This is a genomic window from Dechloromonas hortensis (assembly GCF_009469765.1).
GTDB classification, from domain to species: Bacteria; Pseudomonadota; Gammaproteobacteria; order Burkholderiales; family Rhodocyclaceae; genus Azonexus; species Azonexus hortensis.
The window spans coordinates 1-24373 of sequence record NZ_SSSQ01000022.1 but is presented as its reverse complement, the minus strand read 5'-3'; the positions used below and the strand labels follow the sequence as shown (position 1 = coordinate 24373).

Genomic DNA, 24373 nt, shown 5'->3' with positions numbered 1-24373 from the left:
TCCTGGGCGGTGGCAGCAAAGCCGATACCGGCCAGCAGGGCCAGAACCAGCGACTTCTTGGCGATGTTTTTGATCATGAGATATCCCTGTCGAAAAAATTTAGACGGCGTATTGTAAGCGCAAACCGCTTCATTTCATTACGTATTGTTTATTCACTTTACCCAGTGGAGCACGATTCGGCGGCACTTGCCGGCCCTGCCCCGTTACACAACTACAATCGATATGGGTAACTGATTATCCGACAATCATGGTTCGATGTTGAGCGAAAAAACAGTTTAATGACAAAAATGCGTGAAATACTGCACTGGCTGCTCGGCAAGAGCCAACCCGTCGGCAACCCGCTGCACGATGCCTTGCTGGCCTTCCGCGAGCCAGAGGCCGATACCCTGGAACTGATCCGCCGACTGGTCACCCACTTGCGCCCGCGCAACTGGGACGACGGCGAGGCGGCCCTGCGCTATGCCGAAATGCTGGATATCCTGGAAAGCGACGCCGCCTTGCTCGCCGCTTTCCGGGGTCACGTCGTGCATTTCCTCGCTACCCGCCGACTGGTCACCTTTTTCACCGACAGCGGCATCCTGCCCGGCACCGGTTTTTTCTCCGAGTGGTGGCGCATCCTGTGGAACCGCGTACTGCCCGAGGCGCCCGATGAACGCCGCCTGAAGGACTGCCTGCACGTCGTTTACGATCGCTCGACGGACTGGCGCTGGATGGAGCAGATCCCGCCCGAATACTCGCAACGCTTCTGGGCGCTGCTCGCGCCGAGCGAGGAGTTGCACAATTTCGACTGGCGCGGCATCCAGGAACAGATGCTCGATTCCGTGCTGCTGCTCGCCCACCGGGTCAGCGGCCTGGGCGTCGAGAGCGAGCTGATGCGGGCGAGCACCAATTTCGATGACGACACCCCGAGTTTCATCGCCCTCTCGGCCGAGGCCCTCGATTTCGTCAACAGCATGCGCGCCGCCCTCAACGATCCGGAACTGAGCGCCGACGACGGCAGCCAGTTGCAGGTCATTGCCGCCCAGTGCCGGGGCAGCCTGCAGCGCATCCGCAAACGGGCGCTGACGGTCGGTACCAGCCTGCATCTGTCCTATCTGCTGACCCGCAGCGAGCAATGCCTGGCTCGCCTGGAGGAACTGCTCACCATTTTGACCGCGACCCAGACGTCGACCACTTTAAACGGCGCGATCGAGGCCTGGGCCAGCTTTGCCCGCGACGCCTTCCTCGCTGAGAACCGCCGCAACAGCCTGCGCTTCTACATGACGCAACTCTCCCGCCTGCTCGCCGTCCGCGTCACCGAGAATGCGGCCCGCTCAGGCGAGCATTACATTTGCGAAACGCCGTCCGATTACGGCTACATGTGGCGCTCGGCGGCCGGTGCCGGCGTGCTGATCGGGCTGATGGCGCTGCTCAAGATCAAGGCCGCGGCGCTGCACGCCCCGCTCTTTGGCGAGGCGTTCATGTTCAGCATGATCTACGGCCTCGGTTTCGTCCTCATCTACCTGCTCGGCATGACGGTCGCCACCAAGCAGCCGGCAATGACGGCGCAGACGCTGGCCGGCCTGCTCGGCGACCTCAAGCCGCGGCGCAGCGCCGACCTCGAACGCCTGGTCGACGTCGTCGCTGCCGTCTGTCGCAGTCAGTTGGCGGCGATCGCCGGCAACGTCATGGTCGCACTGCCGATCGCCATTGCCGTCGGTTACGGCCTGAGCCGGCTGAATGGCACGCCGCTGATCCCGCTGGAAAAGGGAGCCCACCTGCTGGCCGACCTCAACCTGTTGAGCTGGGCCTTGCCGCATGCCGCCATCGCCGGCTTCTACCTCTTCCTGTCCGGCCTGATCACCGGCTATTTCGACAACCAGGCGGCCTATGCCGAAGTCGGCCTGCGCGTCGGCCGCCTGCATTGGCTGCGCCGGCTGTTCGGCGCGGAACGGACGATCCGCATCGGCAATTACATCCAGGACCGGCTGGGCGGCATCATGGGCAATTTCCTGTTCGGCTGCATGCTCGGCTCGACCGGCGTCATCGGCACCATCCTCGGCCTGCCGCTCGACATCCGGCATATCGCCTTCGCCTCGGCCAACCTTGGCTATGCACTGACCGCCTTCGACTTCGTATTGCCGCTCAAGGCCGTGCTGTGGGCGGCGCTCGGCGTCGCCGCCATCGGCTTCATCAATCTTGCCGTCAGTTTCTCGCTCGCCCTGCGCACCGCGCTCGGCGCCCGGCGCATCCAGTTCGAGCACTGGGGGCCGCTACTCGGCGCCATCTGGCGGCGCTTCCGGCAACAACCGCGGAGTTTCCTGCTGCCGCCGCGCCAGGCCGCCGCCGAGTAGCGGGTAAAATGCCGAGGTGCTATTTCCTGACAGCCCGGCCAGACGCCGCTTTCTTCCCATGTTTCTGTTCGCCCTGGCCAGCCCGCTGGCCGCCGGCGAGATCGACTTGCGCGCCCCGGAAGAAATCAGCGAGCTGCTGACGCCCTATTTGCCGGAGGCCGCCGGCAGCCAGCGCAAGCTGCAGGAACTGCTCGGCGAAATCCTGGCCACCGAGGGTTATTTCTCGCCAGCCTTCGAATTCAGCGAGCGGGACGGCGATCTGCAGGTAACGATCACGCCCGGCCCGCGCACCCGAATCGGCAGCGTCGATCTGGCGGTGGACGGCCCGCTGGCGGCAAAAACCAGGGAAGAGTTGCTGGCCGGCTGGGGCCTGCCGGTCGGCCAGCCGTTTCGCCAGGACGACTGGAGCGAAGCCAAGCAGCAGGTGCTGGCCCGCTTGCTGGCGGTCGAACACGCCGCCGCCCAGTTGCTCGACAGCACCGCGGAAATCGATACCGAAACGGAGCGCGCCGCCTTGCGCGCCCATTACGACGCCGGCCCGCCCTACCGCTTTGGCGAGCTGAAAATCAGCGGCCTGCAGCGCTACACGCCCGATCTGGTCCAGCGCTACAACCGCACGGTGCTGCCGGGCGAGCCCTACCAACAGGACCGACTGAACGCATTGCAAGCGACGCTGCAGGCCAGCCCCTACTTCGCTTCGGTCCAGGCCAGCCTCGACATGGACAGCGAAATCGGCCCGGATGGCACGGTGACCGCCCCCGTCCTGCTCCGCGTTCGCGAACGGGCGGCGCACCGGGTGGCCTTCGGGGCCGGCATCAGTTCCAACACCGGCGCCCGCGTCGAAGCCAACTACCACACGCCCGACCTCTTCAACCAGGCCTGGGAATTCGATACCGGCCTGCGCCTGGAACAGAAGAAGCAGACCGCCTATGCCGACGTCTTCCTGCCGCCGGACGGCAAGAACCGGCGCAACAGCGTCGGCCTGATGGCCGAAGGCACCGACATCCAGGGCCTGAAGACCGAGCGCTATGCCTTCGGCGCCCAGACCGTGCAGCAACGCGGCAGCATCGAACAGCGGCTGTCGCTGAACTGGCAGGAGGAACGGCGCGAGCCGGACGGCGCCCTGGCGACGACCAGCCGGGCCCTGGTCCCGAACGTGATGTGGACCTGGCGCCGCGTCGACAACCCGCTCGACCCGCATAAAGGCATCGTGCTCCAGGCACAGATCGGCGGCGGCACCAAGGCGCTGCTCTCCGACCAGAATTTCATCCGCCTGCACTCGCGCTGGCAGCAATTCATTCCACTCGGTCAGCAGAACATGCTGACCCTGCGCGGCGAAATCGGCTACACGCTGGCCGATTCACGCCAGCACATCCCGCAGGACTACCTGTTCCGGACCGGCGGCACCGGCTCGGTGCGCGGCTATGCCTACCAGAGCCTCGGCATCAAGGAAGGCAACGCCACGGTCGGCGGGCGCTATCTCGGCGTGGTCAGCGCCGAAGCGACGCACTGGCTGAACGAAAGCTGGGGCATCGCCGGCTTCGTCGATGCCGGCGATGCCGTCGATGACCTGCAGGACATCCGGCTCGCCGTCGGCTACGGTGTCGGCGCCCGCTGGCGCAGCCCGGCCGGGCCGATCGGCGTCGACCTCGCCTACGGCCAGCGCACCGCCGAATTCCAGCTGCACTTCTCGCTGGCCATCCCGTTCTGAGCATGCGCTACCGCAGCTTCGGCCTCGCCACCACCGCGCTGCTCGGCACGCTGGCCGGCGGCCTGCTCTGGCTGACGACCACCGAAAGCGGCCTGCACGCGGCGAGCCGCTTGGCCGCCAGCGCCAGCGACGGGCGCCTGCAGATCACCGCCAGCGGCGGCAGCCTGCTCGGCTCGCTCGACCTCGCCAGCTTGCGCTGGACCAGCCCCGACCTCGACCTGCGCGCCGAGCAAATCCACCTCGACTGGTCACCCGGCGCCCTGCTGCACGGCCGGCTGCAGGTCGCCGAACTGAGCATCGGCCGGCTACGTCTCGAGATCGTCGGCAGCGACCAAAAAACGCCGCCCCCGAGCGCGCTCGGCCTGCCTCTGGCGGTCGACCTCGAAAAAGTGGCCATTTCCCGCCTGGAAATTGGCGATGCCTTCGCCGCCGACGATCTGGCCGGCCACCTCAGCCACGATGGCGAGCACTACAGCCTGCAGGACTTCTCGGCGCGCAGCGGCGACACGCGCCTAACCGGGCAAGCCCGGCTCGCCGCCCAGCCGCCGCTGCAATTGACCGCCACCGCCGAACTGACCGGCCAGCTCGAACAACGCCCGCTGGCCCTCAGCCTGAGCGCCAGCGGCCCGCTCGAACGCCTCGAACTGGCCGCCAGCGCCCGAGCCGGCCTGCAGGGCGAAGCGCAGGCCGTGCTGACGCCGTTCGCCGACGCCCCTTTCGCCAGCGCCCACGTCGCGCTCGACGAGCTCGACCCGGCCGCCTGGCAAAAGGGCGCCCCGGTCGCCCGGCTCAGCCTGCGGGCCGACCTCCAGCCGCAAGGCAACGGCATCGCCGGCCATTTTTCGTTGCGCAACGCCAAGCCGGGGCCGCTCGACCGCCAACTGCTGCCACTGGTCAGCCTGAACGGCCAACTGGCCTGGCAGGACGGCATCGGCCGCTTCGCTGCCCTGCAGGCCAAACTGGGCGGCAAGAGCCGCCTGGACGGCGAGGCCCGCTGGCAGGAGCAGGCCCTGCACCTGAACTTTCAGGCGCAGCAGCTCGACGCCGCCCAAATCGTCACGGCCCTGCGGTCCACCCGCCTGAACGGCCCGATTTCGGCCTGGCTCGGTGCCGACCGGCAAGACCTTGAACTCGACCTGCAGGACGCGACTTTCCGGCTGCAAGCTGAGGCCAGCCACGCCGCCGGCCGGCTGACCCTGCCCCGGCTGGAACTGGCGGCCGGCCCGGCCCGGCTGACGGCGCATGGCGAACTGGCGCTGAACGACAACATGTCCTTTACCGCCACCGGCGAACTCAGCCGCTTCGACCCCAGCCGTTTTGCCAAAGTTACGCCGGCCCGGATCAATGCCAGCTTCAAGAGCGAGGGCAAACTGGCGCCGCACCCGCTGCTCAGCGCCAGCTTCGAACTGAAGGACAGCCAGCTCGCCAGCCAGCCGCTGAGCGGCCGCGGCCGCCTGAGCATCGACTGGCCGCGCATCCCGCAAGCCGATATCGAACTGCTCGCCGGCACCAACCGCCTGCATGCCAGCGGCGCCTTCGGGCAGCCGGGCGACCGGCTGACGGTCGACCTCGAGGCGCCGCAACTTTCTCCCTACGGGCTGGAAGGCGGCATCAGCGGCCGGCTCGATCTGGCCGGCACGGCCCAGCAACCGCAACTGGCCGCCCGCCTGCAGGCCACCAAACTTGGCCTGCCCGGCGTCGTCCGCCTGAATGGCCTGAAGCTGGAGGCCGACGCCGCCGGCCAACCAAATTCGCCCGTGCGCCTCGACCTCGTCGTCACCAGCCTGGCCACGCCGGACCAGCCGGATCTGCTCAAGCAGTTGCACCTGCAGGCCAACGGCAGCAACCAGGCCCACCGCCTGAGCGCCAGCGCCGAACTAAGCGGCAAGAACCGTTTCGCGCTCAGTGCTGAAGGCGGCCTGCTCAGCGAAGCCGGCGAAATGAGCTGGCGCGGCCAGTTGCTCAGCGCCGAGTTGAACGCCGACGACCGGAATCGCAGCTTCCAGCTCAGCGCCCCCGCCCCCGTGCACCTGGCCGCCCAGCGCTGGCGCTTCGGCCCGGCCAGACTGAATGGCAACCCAAACAACTGGCAGGCCAGCCTGCAGGCCGAGGCCGACCAGCAGCAACTGCTGGCCAACCTGAGCGGACGCGGGCCGCGCATCGGCCAGGTCGACGGCGAACTGAAAGCCGGCATGCGCGGTGCCTGGTCGCTCGACCAGCAGGCAGCCTGGCTGGGCAAGCTAAAAATGGATGTCGCCGACCTCGGCTGGCTGAGCGAATTGCTCGGCGAGCAATGGCAGAGCGCCGGCCGCTTCAGCGGCGAACTGCAAGTCGCCGGCACGCCGGCGCTGCCGCTGGCCAACGGTCAGTTCCGCGGCGAAAAGCTGGCCCTGCGCCTGCCCGAGCAGGGCTTGAACCTGGCCAACGGCGAACTCGACATCACGCTCGCCAACAACCTGTTGCGCGTCCAGAAACTGGGTTTCGACAGCCTGCTGCAGGCGCTGCCGCGGCCGCTGCTACTGGCCGCCAGAAACGACGTCGAGAGCCTCAACAAGCGGCCGGGCCGCCTGGAAATTACCGGCGAAATGCAGGTCGACCGCAGCACTGGCGCCGACAACGCCTTCCTCGACGTCCGTCTCGACCGGCTCGGCATTTTCCAGCTACCCGACCAGTGGGTGGCCGTTTCCGGCGACGGCCGGCTGAGCTGGCAGGGCAGCACGCTCGGCGCCAAGGGCAAGCTGGCGGTCGATGCCGGCTACTGGCAACTGGCTGCCGGCGGCGCCCCCAGCCTGTCCGACGATGTCGTCATCAAGCGGCCGGGCAACGAGAAGGCGGCGAGCAGCCTGCGCCCGAAACTCGATCTCGACCTCAGCACCGATCTCGGCAAGAGTTTCCTGTTCAAGGGGGCCGGCCTGACCGCCCGCCTCGTCGGCGACATCCGGCTGCGCGCCAGCGGCCGCGACCTGCCCCGGGCCAGCGGCAGCATCCGCACCCGCGACGGACGCTTCGACGCCTACGGCCAGCAACTGGCCATCGAGCGCGGCGTCCTCAACTTTCAGGGCCTGCTCGACAACCCGGGGCTCGACGTGCGCGCCGTCCGCAAGGGGCTGGCGGTCGAAGCCGGCGTCCAGATCAGCGGCACGGCGCAACGCCCGGTCGTCAAGCTGGTTTCGGACCCGGAACTGCCGGATGCCGAAAAACTGGCCTGGCTGGTCCTCGGCCACGGCCCGGAGCAGATGAGCGCCGGCGATGCGACCGTACTGCTCTCGGCAGCCGGCGGCCTGCTCGGCAAGGATTCGGGCGGCGTCGTCCAGCAATTAAAAAGCGGCTTCGGGATCGACGATTTCGGCCTTCGTCAGGGCGGCATCGGCGACACTGGCAGCCGCCAGCAGAGCAGCCGCGTCGCCGGCAGCAATTTCGACACCACGGCAACGACCGGCACCCAGATCCTCAGTGTCGGCAAGCGCCTGTCGTCGAACGCCATGCTTTCCTACGAACAGGCGCTCGGCAAGGCGGAAAGCATCGTCAAGCTGACCGTCAACCTGAACCGCCAGGTCTCGCTGATCGGCCGGGCCGGCAGCGACAACGCGCTCGACCTGTTCTACACCATCACTTTCGGCCGCTCCGCGCCAGAATCGCGTTGATATAGGCGAGCACCGCCAGGCTGCCGAGGATTCCGATCTCCTCTTCATCAAAGCCGAGCCAGGCCCTTGCCGCTTCTGAATTTCAAATTCAGAACGCCCCCCAAATGCCAACCGGCAAATGAAAACGGGTAGGATAATGACACGACAATAGTGCGACCGGCGATGTCCGCCCTTTTCCGGAGCAGCACCGCCAGCTCGCCCGATGCAGGACCAAAACCAACCGGGGGGTTGCCCATGATTGACCGTTTTTCGACCCATCGTCGACTTGCCGGCAGCGCCGCGCTCATCGGGCTGACTCTGCTGGCCGGCTGCAAGGATGTCGCCAAGACCGCCGCCCCAACGCCGCCGGATGTGATCGTGCAGACGCTGGCAGCGCAGAACACGCCGCTGTCGGTGGATATCGTCTCGGAGGTCAAGGCATTCCGCGAAGTGGAATTGCGACCGCGCGTCTCCGGCCTGATCATCAAACAGACTTTCCAGCCCGGCCAGAAAGTCAGCGAGGGCGACCTGCTCTTCGTCATCGATCCCCGGGCCTACGACGAGGCAGTGATCGACGCCCAGGCCAAGCTGGCCGAGTCGGCCGCGGTGCTCGCCCGCGCCCGCCAGGACGTTGCCCGTTACCAGCCACTGCTGCCGGACAATGCCATTCCCCGGCAGACCTACGACCAGGCGGTCGCCTTCGAACAGCAGAACGCGGCCATCGTCCAGGCCCGCCAAGCGGCGCTGGAAAAGGCCAAGCTCGACCGATCCTACGCCGAAGTCCGTTCGCCGGTTTCCGGCCAGATCGGCCTGCAGAAGGTCGAGGTCGGCGCCCTGGCCAGCGCCGGGCAGAGCGTGCTGGCCACCGTGTCGACCATGGATCCGATCGTCACCTATTTCAGCATTCCGGAAGTGGACTTCCTGCATTTTTCGCGACGCTTCCGGGAGAGCGGACAGAGCCCCAGCACGCCGCTCGAACTGATCCTTGCCGACGGCAGCGTCTATGCCGAAAAAGGCCAGATTGACTTCACCGACCGCGCCCTCAACCCGGCCACCGGCACGCTGACCATGCGCGCCGTGTTCCCGAATCCGAGCGGCCTGTTGCGTCCCGGCATGAACACCCGGGTCCGCATCGTCTATGAAATCGCCCAGGATGCCATCCTGATCCCGCAAAAAGCCGTCACCGAAATGCTCGGCAAGCAGTTCGCCACGGTCGTCGTTGCCGGCGACAAGGTCGAGCAGCGGCCAATCCGCACCGGCCCGCGCCTCGGCGACCAGTGGGTGATCGAAGACGGCCTCAAGGCCGGCGAACGGGTGGTCGTCGAAGGCCTGCAGAAAGCGCGGCCGGGCAGCGTGGTCAATCCGCTTGCCGCGACGACAGCAGCCAAACCCGCCGCGGTCAAACCGTAAGGGGGCAGCATGGCCAAGTTCTTCATCGACCGCCCGGTCTTCGCCTTCGTTACCGCCATCGTGCTGCTGCTGGCCGGCATCATCGCCGGCCTCAACCTGCCGATCGCACAGTACCCGCAGATCACGCTGCCGACCATCCGGGTGGCCGCACTCTACCCGGGGGCCAGCGCCGAGGTCGTCGAACAGGCCGTCGCCCAGCCGATCGAGGAGCAGGTGAACGGCGTCGAGGGCATGCTCTACATGACCTCCAGTTCGTCCGGCAACGGGGCCTACAACCTGGATATCACCTTCGGTCTGGAGAGCGATGCCGACATTGCTGCCGTCCAGGTTCAGAACCGCGCCTCGCAGGCCAATGCCCGGCTGCCGAGCGAAGTGATCAACAGCGGCATCACGACCAAGAAGCAGACGCCGGACACGCTGATGTACATCGCGCTGGTCTCGCCGCAAGGGACTTACGACGAGCTGTTTCTGGCCAATTACGCGACGATCAACATCGTCGAGACGCTGAAGCGGGTCAAGGGCGTCGGCAATGTCCAACTGTTCGGGGCCGAGTTCGGCATGCGCCTGTGGCTGCGACCGGACCGCATGGCCAATCTCGGCGTCACGCCGACCGATATCTACCGCGCCATCCAGGAGCAGAACGCGCAGGCACCGGCTGGCCAGGTCGGCCAGTTGCCGGCCCCGAAAACCCAGCAGTTCCAATATGGCGTCGAGGTCCGCGGTCGACTGTCCGAAACGAGCGAATTTGAAAACATCATCGTCCGCGCCAAGGCCGACGGCTCCTTCATCCGTGTCCGCGATGTCGCCCGGGTCGAACTCGGCGCCAAGGACTACACCTTCCAGTCCCGCCTGAACGGCCAGCCGGCCGCCGCCTTTTCGATCAACCTGACGCCGGACGCCAGCGCGCTGGAAACCGCCGCCCTCATCCGGCAGAGCCTCGAAGAAGTCAGCAAGTCCTTCCCGGTCGACATGGCCTACGACATGGTGCTCGACAACACCGTCTTCGTTAAAGCCTCGCTCGAAGAAGTGCTGCATACCTTTGTCGAGGCACTGCTCCTGGTCTTGATCGTCGTCTTCCTGTTCCTGCAGAACTGGCGGGCGACGGTGATCCCGATGCTGGCGGTGCCGGTCTCGCTGGTCGGCACCTTTGCCGTCTTCACGCTGCTCGGCTTCACGATCAACACGCTGACGCTGTTCGGCATGGTGCTGGCCATCGGCATCGTCGTCGATGACGCCATCGTCGTCGTTGAGGCGGTCGAACATCACATGGCACACGGCCTGAATGCCCGCGATGCGACGATCAAGGCAATGCAGGAAGTCTCCGGCCCGGTCATGGCGATCGCCCTGATTCTCGCCGCTGTCTTCGTCCCGGTCGCGTTCCTCGGCGGCATCGCCGGCGTGATGTACAAGCAGTTCGCCATCACCGTCGCCGTCTCAACCATGCTCTCGGCCTTTGTCGCGCTGTCGCTGACCCCAGCCCTGTGCGCCCTGCTGCTCAAGCCGAAACACCCGAGCAACGGCCCGCTGGCCCGCTTCTTCGCCGCTTTCAACCGCCGTTTCGACCGCCTGACCGAAGGCTACGGGCGCGGCGTGCAAACGCTGATCCGCCGCAGCCTGCTTGCCCTGCTGATGCTGGGCATCCTGATCCTGGCCGCCGTTGGCCTGATGAACAAGGTGCCCGGCGGTTTCGTACCACCGGAAGACCAGGGCTATTTCATCGGCAGCGTGCAGTTGCCGGCAGCCGCCTCGCTGAACCGGACCGCGGCGGTGACGGAGAAGGTCGATGGCATCCTGGCCGGCATTCCCGGTATGGAAAAGCGCCTGATCATCAACGGCTACAACGTGCTGAATGGCGTCACCCAGTCCGACAGCGCCCTCTTCGTCGCCAAGCTGAAACCCTGGGAGGAACGGACCAGTGCCGCCGAGCAACTGAAGGCGATCATCGGCGCCACCTACCAGCAGGCCGCCCGCCTGCCGGAAGCGATCGTGCTTGCCTTCAACCCGCCGCCGATTCCCGGCCTTGGCTCAACCAGCGGCTTCTCGTTCAAATTGCAGGACCGGGCCGGCGGTACGCCGCAGGAACTGGCCCAGGTTGCCGACGATTTCATCGCCGCCGCCCGCCAGCGCCCGGAAATCGGCAGCATCTATTCAAAGTTCAACCCGAAGACCCCGGCCTTCCGGCTGGAACTGGATCGAGAAAAGGCGAAGAAACTCGGCGTACCGATTTCCGACGTCACCAACGCGCTGCAGACCTTCCTCGGCGGCCTCAACGTCAATGACTTCAGCCGCTTCGGCCGCACTTACAAGGTGACGATGCAGGCCGAACCCGAATTCCGCAGCGATATCCAGGGCGTCGGCCTGTTCCACGTGCGTAACGGTGAAGGCCAGATGATGCCGCTGTCGACGCTGGTCAGCCCCCTGCCGATCAGCGCACCGACCGTTTCCCAGCGCTACAACCTGTACCGAACCGCCGAACTGGGCGGCGATGCCGCGCCGGGCTACAGTTCGGGCGCCGCCATCCAGGCCATGGAGGAAGTGGCGGCAGAAGCCCTGCCGGCGGGCTACGGCTACGAGTGGTCGGGTATCAGCCTGCAGGAAAAGCAGTCGGCCGGCCAGGCGCCGATCGTCTTCGGCATGGCCATCATCTTTGTCTTCCTCTTTCTTGCCGCGCTGTACGAAAGCTGGGCGGTTCCCTTCGCCGTACTGTTCGCCGTCCCGCTCGGCCTGTTCGGGGCCATGCTCGGCCTCTGGCTGAGCGGCCTGAGCAACAACATCTACGCCCAGATCGGCCTGATCCTGCTGATTGGCCTCGCCGCCAAGAACGCCATCCTGATCGTCGAGTTCGCCAAGATGAAGCGCGAGCAAGGCGAGGATGCGGTGACGGCGGCCATTGGTGCCGCCAAACTGCGCCTGCGGCCGATCATCATGACCTCATTCGCCTTCATTCTCGGCGTCGTGCCGCTCATCCTCGCCTCCGGCGCCGGTGCCGCCTCGCGCGTTTCGATGGGTATCACCGTCTTCTCCGGCATGCTGGCGGCAACCTTGCTGGCCATTTTCCTTGTGCCGGTGCTGTTCGTGACGGTCGACCGCGTCGTCAGCCGCTTTTCGCCGAAACCGGTCGTCGCCACCGAGGAGCAGCCATGATGCGCCGCCTGCCGCTCGTCACCGCCCTGCTACTGCTCGCTGGCTGCGCCGTCGGTCCGGATTACCAGCGCCCGGCCAGCGAGCTTCCGGAAAACTATCGCAGTACGCCGCCGGCAGCGGCCGGCCAGGCCACGCTGGCCGAACTGCACTGGCGGGAAGTGTTCACCGACCCGCCCCTGCAGAACCTGATCGAGGAAGCCCTGGCCGCCGGCCCGGATGCCCTGCTCGCCGCTGCCCGCCTTCGCGAAGCCGAGGCGCTGGCCGGCATCGCCCGCGCCCCGCTGCTGCCGCAGGCCTCACTGTCGCTGAACACCTCGGCCACTGCCCGCCAGTCGGGCGACCGCTATACGTCGACCTACCTCGGCGGCGCCGGCATCTCCTGGGAAATCGACCTTTGGGGCCGTTACCGCCGGGCCAACGAGGCCGCCCAGGCCGAGCTGCTGGCCAGTGCCGAGGCCCGGCACGGCATCCAGGCCTCGCTGATCGGCTCGGTCGCCAACTACTATTACCAACTTGCCGCCCTGCGCGAAACCTATGCCGTGACAGTCAGCTCGGCCGACAACCAGCGCGAGGCCTTGCGCTTGATCCAGCGCCTGTCAGCCGCCGGCATTTCCTCCGCCGCCGAGGAACGGCAGCAGGAGAGTGCGCTGGGCGCCACCGAAGCCCGCGTCCCGACACTGCGCCGGCAGATCGCCGAAACCGAGAACGCCCTGTCGCTGCTGCTCGGCCGGCATCCCGGGGCCATTCCCTTCGAAACGCCACCGACGCTGGTTCTGCCCAATTTCGTGCCACCCGGCCTGCCCTCGACGCTGCTCGAACGGCGCCCAGACATCCGGCAAGCCGAAGCCAAGCTGGTCGCCGCCAATGCCCGGGTAGGCGAAGCCAAGGCGCTGTTCTTCCCCAACCTGTCGCTGACGGCGATCTTCGGCGGCGTCAGCAGCAGCCTGAACGACCTCGTGAATGGCCGGGCGCCGGCCGTCGCCAGCGTTGGCCCCAACTTGCTGCAGCCACTGTTTGCCGGCGGCCAGCTCTATTTCAATCGCGAAGCGACCCTGGCCCGGCTGGAGCAAAGCCTGATCAGCTACCGCAAGACCATCCTCGGCGCCCTCGGCGAAGTGGCCAATGCGCTGACCGCCTACGAAACGAGCGCCGAGTTGCTGGATATCCAGGGACAACGCGTCGCCGCCTCGCGCGAAGCGATGCGCCTTGCCAACCTGCGCTTCCGGGCCGGCACGACCAGCTTCCTCGAAGTGCTCGACGCGCAGCGCCAGTTGCTCGCCGCCGAAACCGACCAGGCGCAGAGCCTGCTCGAAAGACGCAGCGCCCTGATCCGTATTTATCTGGCACTTGGCGGCGGCTGGCAGGAAAAGGAATAATCGCCACTATGCCAAGCGTTCCCCCCAACTTTTCGATGCTGTCCCAACCAGGAAAAACCATGCGCCATTCACTACTCGGACTCGCCTTGCTGTCGACCTTTGCCCTTGCCGAACCCGCCAAAGATGCGCTCAGCCAGGTCAGGTTCGAGGAACGTTTCCATGCCGCCGACAAGAACAAGGACGGCAAGCTGTCGCGGGCCGAGGCCAACGCCGAATTCCCGCGCGCCCCGGAGTTTTTCGACCAGATCGACAGCAACAAGGACAACGCCGTGACGTTGGCCGAGGTCAAGCGCGCCGTCGACCGCTACGTCAAGACGACCCTGGCCAGCAGCAAGCCGGGCAGCAAATACGTCCAGCCGCAGGACCTGAAGGGCGAGCCGATGCCGGCTGGCAGCACGGCGACACCGGAAGCGGCCTTCGCCAGCAAAGCCGAAGCCAGCCGCCAGTATCGCTATGACTATTACGAAGCACTCGCCGCAAGCCAGGAGACGACCCGCGGCCGCGGCGAACCGACCCAGCCCGAGCCCTACCCCAGCGTTTTCAAGAAGAGCTTCTGAGACCGAGCGCTCGGCAGATAAGGGGCTAACACGGGGCGCTGGCGAGCGCCCCGTTACTTTGCCGGCTCAGCGGCTGGCAGCCAGCCGCCGAACCCGCCCGATCAGGTCGTCGACGTAGGTGAAGACGACCGGAATGACCAGCAGGCTGAGGAAAGTCGAGGTGATCAGGCCGCCGATCACGACAATCGCCATCGGCGCCCGGAAGCTGGGGTCGGTGCCGATGCCGAGTGCAATCGGCAGCATGCCTGCCCCCATCGCCACCGTCGTCATGACGATCGGCCGCGCCCGCTTGCGGCAGGCATCGAGCAAGGCGCTCCAACGGTCGAGGCCGTGGTCGCGGCGGGCCAGGATGACGTAGTCGATGAGCAGGATGGAGTTCTTGGTGGCAATCCCCATCAGCATGATCAGGCCGATCATCGACGGCATCGACAGCGCCGTGTGCGAGAGGAACAGGGCGAGAAAGGCGCCGGGCACCGAAAGGACCAGAGCCGCCAGAATGGTCACCGGCTGAACGAAATCCTTGAAGAGCAGGACCAGGACGATGTAGATGCAAAGGACGCCGGTCGCCATCGCCAGCGAAAAACTGGCGAACAGCTCGCCCATCGCCTCGGCATCGCCGACCGTGGTCTGGATAACGCCGGGCGGCAGGTTGCGCAGGCTGGGCAGGGCCAGCGCCTGTTTCTCGACTTCGCCGAGCGGCTGGTTGTTCAGCTCGATCTCGAAATTGATGTTGCGCAGGCGGTCGTAACGGTCGATTTCGGCCGGCCCGCCGGCGATGCTCAGGCTCGCCACATTGCCGATCATCACCGGGCCGTGTTTGCCGGGCACCGTCATCCGTTCGAGCAGACTCAGATCCTGACGGGCGGCCGGCGGCAGCTTGACGATGATCGGCACTTGGCGCTGCGCCAGGTTGAGCTTGGCCAGGCTCTGGTCGTAGTCGCCGGCAGTGGCGATGCGCAAGGTGTCGGCAATCGCCGCCGAAGTGACGCCGAGGTCGGCGGCGCGGGCGAAATCGGGGCGGACAACCAGTTCCGGGCGGACCAGGCTGGCCGTCGTCGTCACGTTGCCGATACCGGGGATGCTGCGCAAGTCGCGCTCGACCAGCCGGGCATGTTCGGAAAGCAGCGGGCCGTTTTCACTGGCCAGCACCAGCACGTATTTTTCGTTCGAACCGCCAAAGCCGACCTTGAGTTGGACGCCGGGCAGTTCGGCCAGGGCCAGGCGAAACTCGCGTTCGACATCCTGCTTGGTGACGCCGCCGCGCTGCTTGCGTGGCGTCAGGTTGATGGTCAGTGTCGCCTTGCGCACCTCGGCCGCACCGCGCGGCGCAAACGGGTCGCTGCCGGCGGCACCGCCGCCGATGGCGGTGTAAACCATCTTGACATGCGGATGCTGCTCGACGATGGCGCGCGCCTTTTCGGCGGCGGCCAGCGTTTCCTGGAAAGTGCTACCGGGCGGCAGGGAGACATAGACCTGGGTTTGCGACAGGTCGTCCGGCGGCAGGAAGCCGGTCGGCAGCAGCGGCACCAGCGCGAAGGAGCCAACGAAGAAGACGGCCGTGGCCAGCATGGTCAGCAGGCGGTGCTTCAGACACCAGGCCGCCCACCCGGCATAGACCTTGAGCCAGCGCGGTTCGTGGTGTTCGGCACTGAGCGGTTTCAGGATATAGGCCGCCATCATCGGCGTCAGCAGGCGGGCGACGACCAGCGAGAAGAAAACAGCGATTGCTGCGGTCCACCCGAACTGGACGAAGAATTTGCCGGCGACGCCGCTCATGAAGGCAGTTGGCAGAAAGACGGCAATCAGCGTGAAAGTGGTGGCGATCACCGCCAGGCCGATTTCGTCGGCCGCCTCCATCGCCGCTTCGAACGGCGTCTTGCCCATGCGCAGATGGCGCATGATGTTCTCGATCTCGACGATGGCGTCATCGACCAGGATGCCGACCACCAGCGACATAGAGAGCAGGGTCACGACGTTGAGCGTGAAACCCATCAGGTGCATCGCGGCGAAGGCCGGGATGATCGACAGCGGCAGCGCCGTCGCCGAGACGAAGGTGGCCCGCCAGTCGCGCAGGAAGAGCCAGACGACGATGACGGCCAGGATGGCGCCTTCGATCAGCAGCGACATCGAACCTTCGAAGTTCTCTTCGACCGGATCGACGAAATTGAAGGCCTCAGTGATTGTAATGTCTGGATGTTCCGCGCGCAGTTTTTCCAGCGTCGCCCGCACATTGGTCGCCAGTTCAACTTCGCCGGCGCCGCGGCTGCGGACGATTTCGAAGCCGACCACCGGCTTGCCGTTGAGCAAGGCCGCCGAGCGCTGCTCGCCTACCGTATCGCTGACCGTCGCCACCTGGTCGAGACGCAAACGCCGGCCATCAGAGAGCAGAATGTCCATCGCCGCCAGTTCGGCTGCCGACTGTACGGTGGCGATGGTACGCACCGACTGTTCGATGCCGCCGACGTCGGCCTTACCGCCCGAAGCTTCCTGCTGGATCTGGCGCAGTTGCCGGGAAATGTCGGCTGCCGTGGCGTTCAGCGCCAGCAGCCGGGCCGGATCGAGTTCGACACGGATCTCGCGCGTCACACCGCCGACCCGGGCCACCGAACCAACGCCGCGCACGCTGAGCACCGACTTGGTCACCGTGTTGTCAACGAACCAGGACAGCGCCTCGTCGTCCATCCGGCTCGAGGCCACGGTGTACGTCAGGATCGGGCTGCCAGCCAGGTCAACCTTGGCGATTACCGGGTCCTTGAGGTCGCCCGGCAGGTCGGAACGGATGCGCGAAACGGCATCGCGTACGTCGTCGACCGCATCCTGCGTCGGTTTTTCCAGCCGGAATTCGACGGTGACGACAGTGACGCCGTCTTGCACCTTGGTATAGATGTGCTTGATGCCCTGCAGCGTCGCCACCGAATTCTCGATCTTGCGCGCCACTTCAGTTTCCATCTGCGCCGGCGCCGCCCCGGGCAGCGAGGCGGTGACGGTCACCGTCGGCAGATCGACATCCATGAACTGCTGCACCTTCATCGCCTTGAAAGCCATGACGCCGAACAGCGTCAGCATGATGAAGAGCAGGATAGCCGGCGTCGGATTCCGGATCGACCAGGCGGAAACGTTCATTGCGCTTGGCTGCCGGCGACGATTTTCACCGCATCGCCATCGGCCAGGAAACCGGCCCCGGACTCGACGATCTGCGCCTGCGCCGCCAGTCCGGAAACAACTTCCAGACGCTCGCCGAGGCGCCGGCCGACGACAATCTTGCTCTGTGCAACGCGCCCGACCTCGCCGTCGCGATTTTCCAGCCGGAATACATAGGCGAAGCCTTCGCGCAAGACGACCGTCGTCTGCGGCACGGTCAGGGCCGGGCTGCGCCCGAGTTCGAATTCGCCACGGGCGAACATGCCGGCACGCAGGGCATCGCTGACCGGCAGGTCAACATAGACCAGGCCGTTGCGCGTTTGCGGGTCGACACTGGGCGCCACGGCCCGTACCCGCCCGACGACCGGTTCGCCATTCGGGTTGCTCAGCCGGGCCACGCCGCCGACCTTGACCCGGGCCAGGTCGACCGAGGGCACTTCGGCCCGCCACTCCAGCCGGCCACCGCGAATCAGCCGGAACAGCTCCTGCCCGGACTGGGTCAGCGAGCCCACGGCGGCGGCACGCGCCGAGATCACCCCGTCGTCGGAAGCCAGGACGACGGTCTTGCTCATCTTGACTTCGGCGGCCTGCGCCCGGGCTCGGGCGGCTGCCAGGCGGGCGGCGGCAGTATGTTCAGCCGTCTGGTACTGGGCGAACAACTGCGAACTGTAGAAGCCCTGGGCCTTCAGTTCGCGGGCCCGTTCGGCATTGCTTTTTGCCTCGCCGGCGCTGGCCGTCAATTCGGCCACCGACGCCTTGGCCTCGGCCAGTTCGCTGGCCACGGTATCGCTGGCAATCCGCGCCAGCACCTGGCCTTTTTTCACTTTGTCGCCGACCTGGGCGAGCACTTCGGTAATCCGGTAATTGCTGATTTCCGGACCGATCACCGCCTCCTGCCAAGCCACGACATTGCCGTTGGCGGCCAGTACCTGCGGCCAGTCCTCGCTCTGCGGCGTGGTCAGGCTGACCGTCAGTGCCGGCTTGGCTGCGGCCTTGTCAGGCAATGCCGCCGGCTGCGGCGCGGAGCCGGAAAAGAGAACTACGCCGACTGCCACCAGGGCAGCCAGCGCGAGCGCGATACGGGCTTTCCGCCCGGCAAGCGGACCCGAAGAGATGATTTTCATGCCTGAACCTGTGTCGACCGCAGTAATCGGCGAATGATACCTTGCTCCTTGCCGATGTCATCCCACGCCAGCAACAGGGTTATCCAGCCCCCAGACGATCCTGGGCCTCATCGGCACTTTCGTAGATATGCGGCGGAATCTGCTGCTTCTCGAGCGCCTCGCCGAGTTTCATGCGCAGGAAGGTGTTCGAGGTATAGCGCGTCACGTCGTGGTAATGCCGCTCCATGATGCCCTTGACGACGCCGATGTAGTCATCGACCAATTCCGGCAGGATTGTGAAGCGATCGTAATTGACGATGGCGTTGACCTTGTGGCCGAGTGGCGCCAGCCTGCTTTCGACGGCCTCCAGCAGGCGCGCGATATCCGCCTCGCTGCGTATGCTGAGGCCGGCGAAGTCGACGAAGAACAGGTTCTGGGCCGGATCGTAGGAAAGGCGTTCGGCCATCGGCCGCTCCAACATTTCCGGCCGGATGTTCATCGGCGCATCGGTAAAGATGCGGGCATCCATCAGCTTCGGCTCGCCGTGCATGATCGGCTTGAATTCCATCTTGTCGAGGATGTCCTTCTGCAGATCGACCCCGGGCGCGATTTCGGTCAGTTCGAGGCCGTCGGCGGTCAGCGTGAAGACGCAACGTTCGGTGATATAGAGCACGCTCTTGCCCCATTTGGCGGCCTGTGGGCCGCTGAAGGTCCGGTGCTCGACCTCGCTGACGAACTTGACCGCCTTGCCGTCTTCAAGAATGGCCAGTTTTCCGGCGTCGACCGCAACCTCCAGGTTGCCGGCCGTGAAGGTGCCGACGAAGACCACCTTCTTGGCGTTCTGCGAAATATTGATGAAGCCCCCCGCCCCGGCCAGCCGCGGGCCGAACTTGGAGACATTGAGATTGCCTTGCTGGTCGGCCTGGGCCAAGCCGAGGAAGGCGATGTCCAGCCCGCCACCATCGTAGAAATCGAACTGACTCGGCTGGTCGATGATCGCCTGGGCATTGGTCGCCGCCCCGAAACTCAGGCCACCGGCCGGCACGCCGCCGATCACGCCGGGTTCGGCGGTCAGCGTCATCAGGTCGATGACCTGCTCCTCGGCAGCGACATTGGCCACCCCTTCCGGCATGCCGATGCCGAGATTGACCACGGCGTTGGCCTTCAATTCCAGCGCCGCCCGCCGCGCGATGATCTTGCGCTCGCTCATCGGCATCGCGGCAATCGCCGACATCGGCACCTTGATCTCGCCGGCGTAGGCCGGGTTGTACTGCTCGCTGAAGGTCTGGGCGTGGTACTCCGGCTTTTCGGCGACCACGACGCAATCGACCAGGATGCCGGGAATCTTCACCTGGCGCGGGTTCAGCGTACCGCGCTCGGCGATCCGTTCGACCTGGGCAATGACGATGCCCCCCGAATTGCGCGCCGCCATCGCGATGGCCTGCGCCTCCAGCGTCAACGCTTCCTTCTCCATCGTGATGTTGCCGTCCGGATCGGCCGTCGTGCCGCGAATGATGCCGATATTGATCGGCAGCGCCTTGTAGAACAGGTATTCCTCGCCATCGATTTCCATCAGCCGGACGACATCCTTGGTCGTCATTTCGTTCAGCTTGCCCCCGCCGAAACGCGGATCGACGAAGGTACCGAGGCCGACCCGGGTGATCGTCCCCGGCTTGCCGGCGGCGATGTCGCGGAAGAGATGGGTGATCACCCCCTGCGGCAGGTTGTAGGCCTCGATCCGGTTGGTCACCGCCAATTGCTGCAATTTGGGCACCAGGCCCCAGTGGCCACCGATCACCCGAGCGACCAGTCCGTCGTGACCGAAGTGGTTGAGACCGCGCTCCTTGCCGTCACCCTGCCCGGCCGCATAGACCAGGGTCAGGTTGCGCGGCCGGCCGAGGCCGTGCTGATCGCTCGCCTCGCTCTCGAGAAATAACTCCTCAAGGGCGATGGCAATGTTTTCGGCAAAGCCGATGCCGACAAAACCGCCGGTCGCCACGGTGTCGCCGTCCTTGATCAAACGGACGGCGTCGCGGGCGGAAACGATCTTGCCGGTATCGGAAGCACGCAATGATGCGGCAATCGGGTGACGTGACATGGGCATGGCTTATCTCCTCACTATTTTTATAGGTGTCTTAAACAATACCGGTAGCGTAGTACACGGCAATCACCACGAAGACCGCCAGCGTCTTGATACAGGTGATAGCGAAGATGTCCTTGTACGACTGGCGATGGGTCAGGCCGGTCACCGCCAGCAGCGTGATCACTGCGCCATTGTGCGGCAAGGTGTCCATGCCGCCGGAAGCCATCGAGGCGACGCGGTGGAAGACCTCAAGCGGAATGCCGGCCGCCTGCGCATTGGCGATGAAGGTGTCGGCCATCGCGGCCAGCGCGATACTCATGCCACCGGAAGCGGAACCGGTGATACCGGCCAGCGAGGTAACGGTGATCGCTTCATTGATCAGCGGATTGGGAATCGCGCTCAAGGCATTGGCGACGACCAGGAAGCCGGGCAGTGCAGCAATCACGGCGCCGAAACCGTATTCGGAGGCAGTGTTCATGGTCGCCAGCAAAGCACCACCGATGGCGCCCTTGCTGCCTTCGGCGAACTTGGCGAAAACGGTCTTCCAGGCAAAGACGAAGACGGTGGCGATACCGATCAGCAGCGCCCCTTCGACGGCCCAGATGGCGGCAACCGCCTTGGTCTGCTGCACCACCGGTGCGACCTTACCGATCACGGCCGGGATGAAGGAAACCTTTTCACCGTAGAGGACCGGGATCAGGTTGGTGAACACCTTGTTCATGACGCCAACCATGACCAGTGGCAGGATGGCAATCAGCGGATGGGCCAGCTTCTCGTGCTCGAAGGGCTCCGGTTCGTTGCTGTGGCCTTCGCCGTAACCTTCGCCGGCGGCGGCCGCACGGCGGCGGCACATCTCAAGATAGCCGAGGCCGGCAACCAGGATGAAGATGGCGCCGATGATGCCCAGCCAAGGAGCGGCATAGATATCGGTCTTGAAGAAGGTGGTCGGGATGATGTTCTGGATCTGCGGCGTACCAGGCAGCGAGTCCATCGTCACCGTAAAGGCGCCGAGGGCGATGGTGCCGGGAATCAGGCGCTTGGGAATACCGCCCTGGCGGAACATCTCGGCGGCGAATGGGTAGACCGCGAAAACGACGACGAACAGCGAAACCCCGCCGTAGGTTAGCAGACCGCAGACAACGACGATGGCCAGCATCGCCCGTTCGCGACCGATGAGGTTGATCACCGAGGCAACGATGGCCTTGGAGAAACCGGACAGTTCGATGACTTTGCCGAATACCGCGCCGAGCAGGAAGACCGGGAAGAAATTCTTCACGAAGCCGACCATCTTGTCCATGAAGAGGCCGGTGAACATCGGTGCCACCAGGTTGGGATCAACGAACAAGACCGCTCCGAGTGCGGCAATCGGAGCAAAGAGAATGACGCTGTAGCCACGGTAGGCGACAAACATCAGGAAGGCCAGGGCGGCCAGTACGATCAGAAAGTCCACGGTTGTCTCCAATATCAGTTATTAGACCGACTTCTAACGCACGCTACATGCCAGGACACTCAAGTCATTGAGCGAATTGGATTTGCTACTTTCCTAAGCGTAGACCGCAGCAATCAGGCGTCAAGCCGGGCAGACAGCATGTCCGCCCAGCCTGACAGTTCAGGCGGCATCGGCTGTGAGGCCGAGGGCCGCGATTTTTTCGTAGAGCGCAGCACGTGAGATGCCCAGGCTGCGCGCTGCCTGCGCCTTGTTGCCGTGGCTTTCATCCAGGGCAGCCAGAATGGCCTTGCGCTCCGCCTGCGCCACGACCTCGGCAATGCCGATCACGTTCGAGCGCGCTGCAGGTACCGATTCCCGCACCTTGGGCATCACACGATCAAGATCTGCCGCCTCCAGCAGATCGTTGTCGGTCATCAGCAAGGCGCGCTCAAGAACATTGGCCAATTCCCGGACATTGCCCGGCCAATCGTGGCGTAAGAGCCGATTCAAGGCCGGCGAACTGATATCGTGGGCTGGGATATCGAGCTGTCTACAGATCTGCTCGATCAGATACTCCGCCAGCAACGCCATGTCCTCGGGGCGTTCGCGCAACGGCGGCGTGTTCAGCGTAATGACGTTCAACCGGTAATAGAGATCGGCCCGGAATGTTCCGTCAGCAACCATTTGCTCAAGATTGCGACTAGTCGCCGCAATGATCCGCACATCGACCGAGACCAGGCGATTCGAGCCGACTGCCTCGAACTCTCGCTCCTGCAAGGTGCGCAACAGCTTGGCCTGGAGCGCCAGCGACATGTCGCCGATTTCATCGAGAAAGAGCGTGCCGTGATCCGCCAGCTTGAACTTGCCCTCCCGGCCACGACGGTCGGCCCCGGTATAGGCTCCCGGCGCCACGCCGAAAAACTCGGCTTCGAGCAGCGTTTCCGGTACGGCAGCGATGTTGACCGCGACGAAAGGCCGGTCTGCCCGCGGGCTGGCGGCATGGATGGCTTGGGCTAGCAACTCCTTGCCGGTACCCGTTTCCCCGAGAATCAGCACCGATGAAGCGGTACGGGCAGCACGACGAGCAGCCTGCTTCAACTCGGAAGACGCCTCGCCGGCACCGATAAAGCTGGAAAACGTATACTTCGTCCGCCGCGCCTCAGCCAGTTTGCGCTCGGCATCGGCCAGCTCGGCCCGAAGCTGTTGATAGCGCGAAACGACCGGAGCAAGGTGCCGGGGGTCGTCGTAAAGAATGAAACCGACCGCACCGACCACCGTTCCCGCGGCGTCCCGTAGGGGCAAGCGGGTGACGACGAAAGACTCCTCGCCGACATCCATGATGTCGAGCATGATCGGCTTGCCACTATCGACCACCTGACGCATCTGGCTATTGGCAATGACCTGCTCAACCGGCTGCCCGATCGCCAGCGACGGATCGACGATCCCGAGCCGCCCGGGATAATGGTCATTCATCCAGACGACACGGGACTGGGCATCGACGATCACCGCCCCTTCGCACAGCTCCGAAAAGTGTGAGACCAGCGACTCTGACGCCAATCGGCGCAATTCATCCCGTGTTGCCATATAAACCCGTGGGGTGTCAGTGAGCCAGCGCCGCCTCGATCTCGGCAAACGTACTCGCCAATTCGAAGCCCAGCACCGGTACGCCCAGCAGACGGCCAATCTGGGTCGCCGAGAAGATACCCCGTACGCGCGGCAAACCGGTCGCAGGATCAACGTCCTCGACCATAATGTGCTGGCGCCCCTGACTTTTCAGGGCGTTCAGAATATCAATCACGCGGGCATTCATCACTTCGCTCAAATACAGCGTATCGATGTTGCCCACCGCCACCATCAGGTCCTTGACCGTCAAATCATCACGCTTGCCACCCCGAGCCTGGGCTAGTTGCATCGGCTTCTCACCCAGAATATCGCGCGCCGTGATCAGACCGACGACCTGATCATCCGCCCCGCTCACCATTAGCAGGCGGACACCGCGTGAAATCATCATCGCATTCGCTTCGGCAAGCGAGGCTGCCGCGTTGACGGTGACTGCCGTCACCCGCGAAAAATCGGTCATCGCCTCGATAGCTGGCGAATCTGCTCCAATCAGGTTATAGCCCGAGGCACACAGAGTCGCATTTGAAGATAGTTTGTGGGTACGTATTTTGGCTGCCAGAGTCATGTCTCGATCCTCCATTCCTTTTAATCCACTGTTACGTGGGACCGGGGAAGGTACGAATTATTTGAATGATTCCCCATCAGTCTCAGTATTCTGAGATTCAACGGGCTTGGCAATAGGGCTACGGGAAATCCCTTAGGCGGCACTTGCAGCGCGGAAGTACAAAAGCCGAAAGCCCCGTCTGCTGTTGCAGAAGGGGCTTTTGGGAATGGGAGCCTGGCGGTGACCTACTTTCGCGAGCGGAAGCTCACTATCATCGGCGCTCATCTGTTTCACGGTCC

14 protein-coding genes are annotated in these 24373 nt (G+C 64.9%); 8 read left to right on the top strand and 6 right to left on the bottom strand.

Annotation, left to right across the window (positions count from 1 at the left end; all coding sequences use genetic code 11):
* The 8 genes from GH663_RS21110 to GH663_RS20425 form a co-directional block, all read left to right on the top strand.
* Positions 1-230, top strand: a 230-nt coding sequence (locus tag GH663_RS21110; protein ID WP_211371222.1) for a hypothetical protein, incomplete at its 5' end; no start/stop codon positions are given.
* A 57-nt stretch (positions 231-287) separates the two neighbouring features.
* Complete coding sequence (locus GH663_RS20455) at positions 288-2333, top strand: site-specific recombinase (protein WP_211371221.1); 2046 nt, start codon at positions 288-290, stop codon at positions 2331-2333.
* Between the two features lie 58 nt (positions 2334-2391).
* The gene (locus tag GH663_RS20450; protein WP_153133441.1) at positions 2392-4044 is read left to right on the top strand and encodes an autotransporter assembly complex protein TamA; all 1653 of its coding nucleotides are present in this window, start codon (positions 2392-2394) and stop codon (positions 4042-4044) included.
* 2 nt (positions 4045-4046) lie between these two features.
* Positions 4047-7688, top strand: coding sequence for a translocation/assembly module TamB domain-containing protein (locus tag GH663_RS20445; protein ID WP_153133440.1), 3642 nt, complete (start codon positions 4047-4049; stop codon positions 7686-7688).
* Positions 7689-7922: 234 nt separating this feature from the next.
* Positions 7923-9077, top strand: a complete 1155-nt coding sequence (locus GH663_RS20440) for an efflux RND transporter periplasmic adaptor subunit (protein ID WP_170291470.1) — start codon at positions 7923-7925, stop codon at positions 9075-9077.
* Between the two features lie 9 nt (positions 9078-9086).
* On the top strand, positions 9087-12221 hold the full coding sequence (locus tag GH663_RS20435; RefSeq protein ID WP_153133438.1) for an efflux RND transporter permease subunit: 3135 nt from the start codon (positions 9087-9089) through the stop codon (positions 12219-12221).
* Positions 12218-13597, top strand: a complete 1380-nt coding sequence (locus tag GH663_RS20430; protein WP_153133437.1) for an efflux transporter outer membrane subunit — start codon at positions 12218-12220, stop codon at positions 13595-13597. Before GH663_RS20435 ends, GH663_RS20430 begins: the two co-directional genes overlap by 4 nt.
* 59 nt (positions 13598-13656) lie before the next feature.
* Positions 13657-14154: an EF-hand domain-containing protein gene (locus tag GH663_RS20425; RefSeq protein ID WP_246181666.1), complete on the top strand. Its 498-nt coding sequence runs from the start codon at positions 13657-13659 to the stop codon at positions 14152-14154.
* Between the two features lie 66 nt (positions 14155-14220).
* Here the strand turns inward: GH663_RS20425 and GH663_RS20420 are convergent, their stop codons facing one another.
* The 6 genes from GH663_RS20420 to GH663_RS20395 all read right to left on the bottom strand — a co-directional run bounded on the left by GH663_RS20420 (position 14221) and on the right by GH663_RS20395 (position 24095).
* The gene (locus GH663_RS20420) at positions 14221-17277 is read right to left on the bottom strand and encodes an efflux RND transporter permease subunit (protein WP_153133435.1); all 3057 of its coding nucleotides are present in this window, start codon (positions 17275-17277) and stop codon (positions 14221-14223) included.
* The gene (locus GH663_RS20415) at positions 17274-18419 is read right to left on the bottom strand and encodes an efflux RND transporter periplasmic adaptor subunit (protein ID WP_153133434.1); all 1146 of its coding nucleotides are present in this window, start codon (positions 18417-18419) and stop codon (positions 17274-17276) included. The genes GH663_RS20420 and GH663_RS20415 overlap by 4 nt, the downstream gene beginning before the upstream one ends.
* A 79-nt stretch (positions 18420-18498) precedes the next feature.
* Positions 18499-20502, bottom strand: coding sequence for an acyl CoA:acetate/3-ketoacid CoA transferase (locus tag GH663_RS20410; RefSeq protein WP_153133433.1), 2004 nt, complete (start codon positions 20500-20502; stop codon positions 18499-18501).
* Positions 20503-20533: 31 nt separating this feature from the next.
* On the bottom strand, positions 20534-21931 hold the full coding sequence (locus GH663_RS20405) for a GntP family permease (protein WP_153133432.1): 1398 nt from the start codon (positions 21929-21931) through the stop codon (positions 20534-20536).
* A gap of 159 nt (positions 21932-22090) precedes the next feature.
* A complete protein-coding gene (locus tag GH663_RS20400; protein WP_153133431.1) occupies positions 22091-23494 on the bottom strand; it encodes a sigma-54 interaction domain-containing protein in 1404 nt (467 codons plus the stop codon).
* 16 nt (positions 23495-23510) lie between these two features.
* Positions 23511-24095 (bottom strand): CBS domain-containing protein, encoded by a 585-nt coding sequence (locus tag GH663_RS20395; RefSeq protein WP_153133430.1) that lies wholly within the window; start codon positions 24093-24095, stop codon positions 23511-23513.
* Positions 24096-24373: the final 278 nt, after the last annotated feature.

Bases quoted from the DNA above. Each gene is read 5' to 3' on its own strand.
- GH663_RS20455 (WP_211371221.1), top strand. From the start codon at position 288: ATGCGTGAAATACTGCACTGGCTGCTCGGCAAGAGCCAACCCGTCGGC.
- GH663_RS20450 (WP_153133441.1), top strand. From the start codon at position 2,392: ATGTTTCTGTTCGCCCTGGCCAGCCCGCTGGCCGCCGGCGAGATCGAC.
- GH663_RS20445 (WP_153133440.1), top strand. From the start codon at position 4,047: ATGCGCTACCGCAGCTTCGGCCTCGCCACCACCGCGCTGCTCGGCACG.
- GH663_RS20440 (WP_170291470.1), top strand. From the start codon at position 7,923: ATGATTGACCGTTTTTCGACCCATCGTCGACTTGCCGGCAGCGCCGCG.
- GH663_RS20435 (WP_153133438.1), top strand. From the start codon at position 9,087: ATGGCCAAGTTCTTCATCGACCGCCCGGTCTTCGCCTTCGTTACCGCC.
- GH663_RS20430 (WP_153133437.1), top strand. From the start codon at position 12,218: ATGATGCGCCGCCTGCCGCTCGTCACCGCCCTGCTACTGCTCGCTGGC.
- GH663_RS20425 (WP_246181666.1), top strand. From the start codon at position 13,657: ATGCGCCATTCACTACTCGGACTCGCCTTGCTGTCGACCTTTGCCCTT.
- GH663_RS20420 (WP_153133435.1), bottom strand. From the start codon at position 17,277: ATGAACGTTTCCGCCTGGTCGATCCGGAATCCGACGCCGGCTATCCTG.
- GH663_RS20415 (WP_153133434.1), bottom strand. From the start codon at position 18,419: ATGAAAATCATCTCTTCGGGTCCGCTTGCCGGGCGGAAAGCCCGTATC.
- GH663_RS20410 (WP_153133433.1), bottom strand. From the start codon at position 20,502: ATGCCCATGTCACGTCACCCGATTGCCGCATCATTGCGTGCTTCCGAT.
- GH663_RS20400 (WP_153133431.1), bottom strand. From the start codon at position 23,494: ATGGCAACACGGGATGAATTGCGCCGATTGGCGTCAGAGTCGCTGGTC.
- GH663_RS20395 (WP_153133430.1), bottom strand. From the start codon at position 24,095: ATGACTCTGGCAGCCAAAATACGTACCCACAAACTATCTTCAAATGCG.